We start from the raw sequence: 9,085 nt of genomic DNA on the forward strand, positions 1-9,085 counted from the left end.
CCGCCGCCCGATTCCGCCTCCGGCAGATCGACGCGATCACGAACGATGGAACCAAAACGCCGGCTAAGGCTTTGAATTCCTTCCGTAGCCCGTCGAGTGCGCACTTTGGACAAATTGCAGATTCTTCCCCACATCATTGCCCTGGCCGCAGCCCTCGCGCTCGCGGCGCCGATCGGCTGGGATCGCGAGAAGAAAGCCCGCAGCGCCGGCCTGCGAACGTTTCCGCTGGTCGCCATGGCGAGCTGCGGCTTCGTGCAGGCCAGCGAGAGCCTGCTGGTGCATTCCCCGGACGGCATGGCGAAAGTCATCGAAGGTCTGATCACCGGCATCGGCTTCATCGGCGGCGGAGCCATCCTCAAACAGGGCACTACCGTGCTCGGCACCGCCACGGCGGCGAGCCTGTGGGCCACCGGCGCGATCGGCGTTTCGGTGGGGCTCGGCGCTTTCGACGTGGCGGTCACGGTCGCGGCCTTCACGTTCCTGACGCTGAGGCTGCTGCCGCTGGTCAAGGACGACGACGGCGACACCGCCGGCAAGAAGGACTGAGAACGGCGGCATACGAGGCCGTCAGCTGCGCTTGTGATACCCTGCGCCAGCGCCTTGTATCCCGGCCTGGACAGCGAACGTCAATGTCGTGTTCTCATTTTGACTCAGGTCAATGTGAGCAATGCCAAGTTCGAGAATAATAAGCCGAGCGCGTACCAATCAAGGGAGACTGTCATGCCAGAGCAGAGCAGAATGCATTATTACCTGAATTGGGCCAAGGAGCGGATCGACGAGATGGATGCTGCATTGGCGTCGCTCGAGGTCAAGGCGACGCAGGCAAGCGCCGATTCCAAGGTGAAGGCCGACCAGTTGATCGCCGATCTGAAAAAGCGGCGCGACGAATTTCAGGCCTCGCTGAAGGCTCAGGCCGAAGCCGCCGAAGCCACGTGGGCCCGCGCCAAGGCAGATCTGGAGCCGCAGTGGAACGGATTCGAGGCCCAGGTCAAAACCTACTTCGAAAGCGCCGGTAAGCAGATCGAGCAGCAGCAGGCAACCTTCAAGGACATCGCCGCCGCACAAGGCAAGGCCTGGCGCGAGGCAGCGGACAAGTTCCATGACGCGGCGAGCCAGGTGGCGACCGCCCGGCGCGCCGATATCGATGCCGCGCTGAAGCAAATGAAGTCGGACGCCTCCGAAGCCGAAGCGCGACTTGAAAAGCTCAGGCAGGCCGGAAGCAGTTCCTGGTCGGTGCTGAGCGACGCGTTGACGGAATCGCGCAGGGCTTTCGATGAAGCCAATCAGGCCGCGTGGAAGGCACTGAAGGGTCCCGCTGCCAAGACTTGAGGCACGCCGCGGGCGGCCGGACGCCCGCTACAGGGAGCGCGCAATCAACAGCTTCATGATCTCGTTGGTGCCGCCGTAGATCTTCTGAATGCGCGCATCGACGAACATCCGGGAGATCGGATATTCCTGCATGTAGCCGTAGCCACCGTGCAGCTGCAGGCATTCGTCGGCGGTCTCGACCTGCTTCTGCGAACACCACCACTTGGCCATCGACGCCGTGACGGTGTCGAGATCGCGGACGATGAGACGCTCGATGCACCAGTCGACGAACACCCGCGCGATGGTGGCTTCCGTCTTGCGCTCGGCGAGGGTGAAGGCGGTGTTCTGGAATTCGATGATCGGCTGACCGAATGCCTTGCGCTCCCTGGTGTAGTCGACCGTCAACCGCACCGCGCGCTCCATCGAGGCCACGGCGCCGATGGCGAGCAATAGCCGCTCCTGCGGCAACTGTTGCATCAGTTGAACGAAGCCGCTGCCTTCCTCGCCGCCGAGCAGGTTTTCGGGCGGCGCCACGGCGTTGTCGAAAAACAGCTCGGAGGTGTCGGACGCCTGCAGACCGATCTTGTCGAGGTTTCGCCCGCGCCGGAAGCCATCATTGCCGGCGGCCTCGACCACGATCAGGGAAAGGCCCTTGGCGCCCGGTCCACCGGTGCGTGCCACCACGATGATCAGGTCGGCGGCCTGGCCGTTGGTGATGAAGGTCTTCTGGCCGTTGATCACATAATTGTTGCCCTGCTTTTTCGCGGTGGTCCGCACGCCTTGCAGGTCGGACCCGGTGCCGGGCTCGGTCATGGCGATGGCTCCGACGAACTCGCCGCTCGCCATTTTCGGCAGCCAGCGCAGTTTCTGTTCCTCGGAACCGTAGTTCAGGATGTAGTGCGCGACGATGCCGCTGTGCACCGAAACCCCGGTCGTTACTTCCGGTACCACGCTTTCGATGTCCTCGATCACGGCGGCGTCATAGGCGAAGCTGGCGCCAAGACCGCCATAGGCCTCGGGCACGCTCGGCAGCAAGGCGCCCATCTCCCCCAGGGCCCGCCATGCCGAACGATCGACCAATTTCTGCTGACGCCATTTGTCGGCATGCGGAGCCAGATCCCTGGCGAGAAATCTGCGGAACTGATCGCGAAACACGTCCAGCTCTTCGGTCATCCAGGAGGAACGGTAGGTCATTCGGTATCGCCTCGCACGAGAGAATGGATGCAACAACGCGTTGCACGGCAGCAAGCCCAACAGCTAGCCCATGTAACGCCACTATCCGCGGCGAGACCAGTGCTTCCGACTGGATGCATCCGTACCTTAAATCAGCAGGCCGCCGCCAGCGACAACGACCTGCCCGCTGATGTAGTTCGATTCCGGACTGCAGAACAGGTAAACCGCGTCGGCGGCCTCTTCCGGCGTGCCGCCGCGCCCGAGCGGAATCATCCGGGCCATGGCGTCCAGCATCTGGGGCTGCACCCCGACCTTGATGTCGCGCCCGGCGACGTCGATGGTCTTCTGCTGCGCCTCGATCGGCTGGGTCAGGCGGGTGTTGATCAGGCCGAAGGCCACGCAATTGACGTTGACCTTGTAGCGTCCCCACTCCTTGCACATCGTGCGCGTCAGCCCGACCAGCGACGCCTTGGCCGACGAATAGCTCGCCTGCCCGGCATTGCCGTAGAGTCCCGCGATCGAGGAGATGTTGACGACCTTGCGGAACATTTCGCGTCCGGCTTCGGCTTCCTTCTTGGCCATGATCCGGATCGGCTCGGCGGCGGCGCGCAGAAGGCGGAATGGCGCGACCAGATGCACGTCGAGCATGGCCTGGAACTGCTCGTCCGTCATCTTCTGGATCGTCGAATCCCAAGTGTAGCCGGCATTGTTGACGATGATATCGAGGCCGCCGAACGTCTCCATGGCGGCGCCGACGAAACGGTCGGCGAAGCCGGCCTCGGATACGCTGCCGTTGACCGCGATCGCCTCGCCGCCGGCCGCCTTGATTTCGGCGGCAACCGCGTCGCCGGGCGCCGCATCGAGGTCATTGACCACGACCCTGGCGCCCTCGCTTGCGAGCTTCAGCGCGATGGCGCGCCCGATGCCGCGCCCCGAACCGGTGACGAGCGCGACTTTTCCCTTGAGTTTCGACATTTGGCATCCTCGATCAGAGCGCGATGATTGCTTCCCCGGCGAGTTTGACCTCGCCGGTCTCGTCCTTGGCGGTCAGTGCGAGCCTGGCTCGCTTCTCGCCCTTGTCTTCGATCAACTCGGTGACATGGCCCTCGCAGCTCAGTCGTGCCCCGAGCTGCGTGATCGCAGCGAAGCGAGTCGAAAAAGAGCGAATACGGCCCGGCGGAACCGCATCGGTCAGCGCCTGGCCGAGATAGCCCATGACCAGCATGCCGTGCGAGAACACATCCGGAAAACCCGAGGCTTTTGCGAAATCGATATCGACATGCATCGGATTATGATCGCCGGAAGCGCCGCAGTATAATGCGAGTGTATGGCGCGTGATCGGCGGAAATGTCTTGTGAACGATGCGGTCGCCGACCGCCGGATGGCTGGTTGCGGTTGCGCTCATGCTTCCTCCTAATTCCGCACGACAATGGTGCGCGCGGTATCGGCGACATGAACGCCGTCCTGGTTGATGACCTCGGTTTCGACTGCCACCATCGTCATCGCGCCGCCCTTCTTGTCGGTGACGCCGGTGACGCGTGACTTGAAGGTCAGGGTGTCGCCGACGACGACGGGCGCGTGGTAGGTGAAGCGCTGTTCGCCATGCAGCACGCGACCCAGATCGATCTTCAATTCGGTCAGGAACTCGAACGGACGCTCGTTGTCCAGCATCTCGAGGCAGAACAGATAGGTCGGTGGCACCGGTGTCGCCGGGTAGCCCTGGGCGCGTGAGGCCGCCTCATCGCGATAGACCGGATTACGCTCGGCGAGCGTGTCGAGGAAATAGCGCAGGCGTCCGGGCTCGACGCGCGCGGTGACCGGCGTAAAGCTACGCCCGACGGCGGATTGGTCGACCATGGCTTTTTCCTATGCGCGTTCGTACAGCGTCACGACGCAGGCGCCGCCAAGGCCGAGATTGTGCTGCAATCCGAGGCGCGCGCCATCGACCTGCGTGATGTCGGCGGTTCCCCGCAATTGGCGGGTCAGTTCATAGCATTGCGCCAATCCGGTCGCGCCGAGCGGATGTCCCTTCGACAGCAGACCGCCGGAGGGATTGGTGACGAACTTGCCGCCGTAGGTGTTGTCGCCATCGTCGATGAACTTCGCAGCATCGCCCTCGGGACACAGTCCCAATGCCTCGTAGGTGATCAGCTCGTTCTGGGCGAAGCAATCGTGCAGTTCGACCACGTCGAGATCCTGCGGCCCGACGCCGGCCGCCTCGTAGACCCTGTTCGCAGCCTCGCGCGCCATGTCGAAACCGACGACCTGCATCATGTCGCCGGCCTCGAACGTCGACGGCGTGTCGGTGGTCATCGCCTGGGCGGCGATCCGGACGTCCTTGCGCAGGCCATGCTGGCTGGCGAACTTCTCCGAGACCAGAATTGCCGCCGCGCCGCCGCAGGTCGGCGGGCACGCCATCATCCGGGTCATCACGCCCGGCCAGATCACCTGGTCGTTCATGACGTCGTCGGCGGTGACTTCCTTGCGGAACAGCGCCAGCGGGTTGTTCCTGGCATGACGGCTCGCCTTGGCGCGGACCTTGGCAAAGGACGTCAGCGGCGTGCCGTACTTCTTCATGTGGCTGAGGCCGGCGCCGCCGAAATAGCGCAGCGCCAGCGGAACGCCCGGCGCATCGACCAGCTTGTTCGCGGCCGCGTCGAATTCATCGAACGCGCTCGGCCGATCGGTGAACACCGCCCCCAGCGCCCCGGGCTTCATCTGCTCGAAGCCGAGCGCCAGCACGCAATCGGCGGCACCGGATTCGATGGCCTGACGGGCGAGGAACAGCGCGGTCGAACCGGTGGAGCAGTTGTTGTTGACGTTGACGATCGGGATGCCGGTCATCCCGACCGGGTACAACGCGCGCTGCCCGCAGGTCGAATCGCCGTAAACGTAACCGACATAGGCCTGCTGGATCGCACCATAGTCGAGGCCGGCGTCGTTGAGCGCCAGCCTGGTCGCCTCCGCGCCCATCACATTATACGGCTCGTTGGCGCCCGGCTTGACGAACGGGATCATGCCGACGCCGACGACATAAGCGCGAGATGACATTGAATTCTCCGAAAATGACCCGTTGGACTTTTTATTACCGATGGGTAATATACGGGCAACAACAACCGAGTCAATGCGACTCGCCGGAATTCGATATGGACGCACTGCCCCCTTCTCCCGAATCCTCACCCTGGCTGCCGTTCGAGAACCGCCGCCGCGCCCGCGACGAGAAGCGCGACGCCGTGCTGCGGACCGCGGTGCAGTTGTTTCTCGAGCAGGGTTATCATCGCGCCACCCTGAACGAGGTCGCCGAGCGCCTGAACATCACCAAGCCCGCGCTCTACAATTACTTCCGCAGCAAGGAAGAAATCCTGTTCGAGTGCTGGGCTGTCGGACAGGAGCAGGTCGACGGCTTCATCGCCGGGATCAACGCCCGCGGCGGCACCGGCCTCGTCAAGCTGCGGCAACTGGTGCACGCCTATGCCGAGAACATGGCGACCGACCACGGCGCCAGCCTGGTGCGGTTCGACCCGCGCGACCTGAGCGAAAAAAACAGCAGGATCGTCCGCGCCGGCAAAAAAAGCATCGACCGGACGTTCCGGAAATACATCGCCGACGGAATCGCCGACGGATCGATCAAGCCGTGCGACCCCAAGATGACCGCATTCGCCATTGCCGGTTCCCTGAACTGGATCGGTCACTGGTTTCAGCCGGACGGGGCGATGTCGGCAACGGCGATCGCAGACGAATTCACGGACCGGCTCACCGAGGGGCTGGCGGCACGACCGGTGAAGAAGACAGCCTCAACCGTCGCGAAGAAGAAACCATCACGAGGGGGAATACGATGAACACAACGCAGGGATTGCGCCGCGCTTTACAGATCAATCCGGACGGCCTCGCCACCGTGTTCGGCGACAGGCAACGGAACTGGCGCGAGATCGGCGAACGGGTATCGCGGCTGGCGGCTGGCCTGCGGGCGCTCGGCGCCAATCCCGGCGACCGCGTCGCGATCCTGTCGCTCAACTCCGACCGGTATCTCGAGCTTTATCTGGCGACCGCATGGGCCGGCGCGGTGATCGTTCCGCTCAACATCAGGTGGAGCCCGCTTGAAAACGAGGACGCCCTGCGCGATTGCCGCGCCGACGTACTGGTGGTCGACAAGGCGTTCGCATCGACGGGCGCCGGGCTGGCGAAAGCCCTTCCCGCTTTGAATCTGGTCTATGCTGACGACGGCGACGTGCCGGCCGGAATGGAAAGTTACGAAACCTTGCTCGCGCGAAGCGAGCCGATACCGGACGCGATGCGCACCGGTGCCGACCTCGCCGGCATCTTCTACACCGGCGGCACCACCGGCCGTTCCAAAGGGGTGATGCTCAGCCACGGCAACCTGATGGCCAACGCCTTGAATGCGCTCGGCGAAGGCCTGTTTCCGGCCTCGGCGATCTATCTTCATGCCGCGCCGATGTTTCATCTCGCCAACGGTGCGGCGATGTATTCGCTGCTGCTGAGCGGCGGCTCCAACGTCATCATTCAGGCGTTCACGCCGGAAGGCGTAATGGCCGCGGTACAGAACGATCGGGTCACCGACGTGCTTCTGGTCCCGACCATGATCCAGATGCTGGTCGACCATCCCGCGCTGGGTTCCTACAACATGTCGTCACTGAAAAATGTGATCTATGGCGCGTCGCCGATCAGCGAGGCCGTGCTCGGCAGAGCCATGGCGGCACTCCCGAGCGTGCAGTTCACGCAAGCGTACGGCATGACCGAATTGTCGCCGATCGCCACCCTGCTGCACTGGAAGGAGCACACCGGCGACGGCCGCGCCAAGGGGCGGCATCGGGGTGCGGGTCGGCCCACGCTCGGTTGCGAAGTTCGCATTGTCGATACCGACGACGAGCCGGTGCCCCGCGGCACGGTCGGCGAGATCGTGGCGCGCGGCGACAACGTCATGATGGGCTATTGGGAGCGTCCCGAAGAGACCGCGAAAGCCGTCGTCAATGGCTGGATGCACACCGGCGACGGCGGCTATATGGACGATGACGGGTTCATCTACGTCGTCGACCGGGTCAAGGACATGATCATATCCGGCGGCGAGAATATCTATTCGGTCGAGGTCGAGAACGCGATTGCGCAGCATCCCGCGGTTGCCCAATGCGCCGTGATCGGGATTCCGAACGAGCAATGGGGCGAACAGGTCCATGCCGTGGTCGTTTCCAGGAGCGGCGCGCAGGTCTCGGCCGCCGAACTGATCGAATTCTGCAAGACGCTGATCGCCGGCTACAAATGCCCGCGCAGCATCGAGATCAGCGAGAGCCCGTTGCCGCTCTCCGGAGCCGGCAAGATTCTCAAGCGCGAACTGCGCAGGCCGTTCTGGGAAAACCGGGAACGATTGGTGAGCTGACCGCGGACGGACCGGCCCGCGTTATTCAGCCAAGCCTGCCGATTGTCGCCCGCTGCGCCGACGGTTCCGCTCCACGAACGGGTCATGACGATCTTAGATTCCAGCGCGGAATGGATCGTCTGCGAGAGAAATTAAGCGATAATGATCCGGGTCGGAGCGCTAACGCGAAACACAACCTAAACTTGTGGGATCAAGATAGCCTGATGACGCCAATCATCAAATTGCTGCGACCGACGCGGCAATCCGGACAGGAAAACCCACTGGACAATCTCGATTTGCCGCCGGAAATCGAGCATTTGTCGCCCCGTAGCCCCTCGGCCATGCGGCGCCGCAGACATCGCATCTGTCGCCAAGAGAGATATCGCCGCCTTAAAATCCGCAGGCTTGGCCGTTGAAGTTGTTCGTCCGCTCGGAGGTCTTTTTGAGGCTACCGTATTCAAAGAGGGGGAGGCCAGCACCCGCATTCAGTGGCTGCAATCGGGCACCTGGAATTTCTTCCAGCCGGTACCGGACGATATGTTCGGCTGGCGGCTACACATGGCGGATCTCGCGATCAACAAGGCACTCGCCGCGGGCGGACGCCGCCAAGTCAGAGTTTATGCCGATCTCGCCCTGATCCATCAATACATGATCCCGCTCTGGCACGTCTGGTGGGCCGCCCCCGGCAAGGACGAGTCTTGGTCGCCCATGTCGCTCGTGGAAAAGATCACCGCCACGAGCGGCTTCAGGCAGGCGGATTTTGATGCCGACCTGGCGAATACCATTCCACTGAAAGTTGCGGAGGTGCTGAGACTTGCGTCTCGATGCGGGCAACCCCGCTCCCCTTCTCCATGATCAAACACGGCATCCCTTGGACCAGCCTTGCCATTTCGATAAAGGTGCATTATGTGAGTAATCAATTACTATCTTTCCTAGGGAACTTGCTATGCCATCCAGGCCCAGAAACCTCCCAGCCGAAGAGCGCCGGGCCGTCACGGTCGAGACGGTTGTCGCGCTGGCCGCCGAACAGAATCCAAGCGAAATCACAACTGCCGCCATTGCCAAGCGAATGAACCTCACGCAAGGGGCGCTGTTTCGTCATTTCCCCAGCAAGGATGCAATCTGGCAGGCGGTCATCTCCTGGGTCGCCGATCGCCTACTGGCGCGAGTCGACCGCGCCATAGCGACAGCCGAATCGCCGCTGTCCGCTTTGGAAGCGGTGTTCATGACGCA

Annotated in this window: 11 protein-coding genes; 6 read left to right on the forward strand and 5 right to left on the reverse strand. The window is 62.9% G+C overall.

The window, feature by feature from the left end:
• The first annotated feature begins 105 nt into the window (after positions 1–105).
• Both Q7U29_RS02285 and Q7U29_RS02290 read left to right on the forward strand, forming a co-directional pair.
• Positions 106–546 carry an MgtC/SapB family protein gene (locus Q7U29_RS02285; protein WP_304737876.1) on the forward strand — a complete coding sequence of 147 codons (441 nt, stop codon included), beginning with the start codon at positions 106–108 and terminating at the stop codon, positions 544–546.
• Positions 547–720: 174 nt separating this feature from the next.
• Positions 721–1,329: a hypothetical protein gene (locus Q7U29_RS02290; RefSeq protein WP_304737902.1), complete on the forward strand. Its 609-nt coding sequence runs from the start codon at positions 721–723 to the stop codon at positions 1,327–1,329.
• 27 nt (positions 1,330–1,356) lie between these two features.
• Here Q7U29_RS02290 and Q7U29_RS02295 read toward each other — a convergent pair whose 3' ends face one another.
• From Q7U29_RS02295 to Q7U29_RS02315, 5 genes are all read right to left on the reverse strand, one after another.
• Positions 1,357–2,502, reverse strand: coding sequence for an acyl-CoA dehydrogenase family protein (locus tag Q7U29_RS02295; RefSeq protein WP_304737878.1), 1,146 nt, complete (start codon positions 2,500–2,502; stop codon positions 1,357–1,359).
• Between the two features lie 126 nt (positions 2,503–2,628).
• Positions 2,629–3,456, reverse strand: coding sequence for an SDR family NAD(P)-dependent oxidoreductase (locus tag Q7U29_RS02300; protein ID WP_304737879.1), 828 nt, complete (start codon positions 3,454–3,456; stop codon positions 2,629–2,631).
• 13 nt (positions 3,457–3,469) lie between these two features.
• Positions 3,470–3,886, reverse strand: a complete 417-nt coding sequence (locus Q7U29_RS02305) for a MaoC family dehydratase (protein ID WP_304737881.1) — start codon at positions 3,884–3,886, stop codon at positions 3,470–3,472.
• 8 nt (positions 3,887–3,894) lie between these two features.
• Positions 3,895–4,338 carry a MaoC family dehydratase N-terminal domain-containing protein gene (locus tag Q7U29_RS02310; protein WP_304737883.1) on the reverse strand — a complete coding sequence of 148 codons (444 nt, stop codon included), beginning with the start codon at positions 4,336–4,338 and terminating at the stop codon, positions 3,895–3,897.
• 9 nt (positions 4,339–4,347) lie between these two features.
• On the reverse strand, positions 4,348–5,532 hold the full coding sequence (locus Q7U29_RS02315; RefSeq protein ID WP_304737885.1) for a lipid-transfer protein: 1,185 nt from the start codon (positions 5,530–5,532) through the stop codon (positions 4,348–4,350).
• Between the two features lie 95 nt (positions 5,533–5,627).
• Between Q7U29_RS02315 and Q7U29_RS02320 the strand changes: the two genes are divergently transcribed.
• From Q7U29_RS02320 to Q7U29_RS02335, 4 genes are all read left to right on the forward strand, one after another.
• A complete protein-coding gene (locus Q7U29_RS02320; RefSeq protein WP_304737886.1) occupies positions 5,628–6,320 on the forward strand; it encodes a TetR/AcrR family transcriptional regulator in 693 nt (230 codons plus the stop codon).
• Positions 6,317–7,873, forward strand: a complete 1,557-nt coding sequence (locus Q7U29_RS02325; protein WP_304737888.1) for a long-chain fatty acid--CoA ligase — start codon at positions 6,317–6,319, stop codon at positions 7,871–7,873. Before Q7U29_RS02320 ends, Q7U29_RS02325 begins: the two co-directional genes overlap by 4 nt.
• A gap of 384 nt (positions 7,874–8,257) precedes the next feature.
• Complete coding sequence (locus tag Q7U29_RS02330) at positions 8,258–8,707, forward strand: hypothetical protein (RefSeq protein ID WP_304737890.1); 450 nt, start codon at positions 8,258–8,260, stop codon at positions 8,705–8,707.
• Between the two features lie 91 nt (positions 8,708–8,798).
• Positions 8,799–9,085 (forward strand): TetR/AcrR family transcriptional regulator (locus Q7U29_RS02335; RefSeq protein WP_304737891.1); only part of this gene is annotated, 287 nt, incomplete at its 3' end.

The organism is Bradyrhizobium sp. (assembly GCF_030654605.1).
In the GTDB taxonomy this organism is placed as follows: domain Bacteria; phylum Pseudomonadota; class Alphaproteobacteria; order Rhizobiales; family Xanthobacteraceae; genus Bradyrhizobium.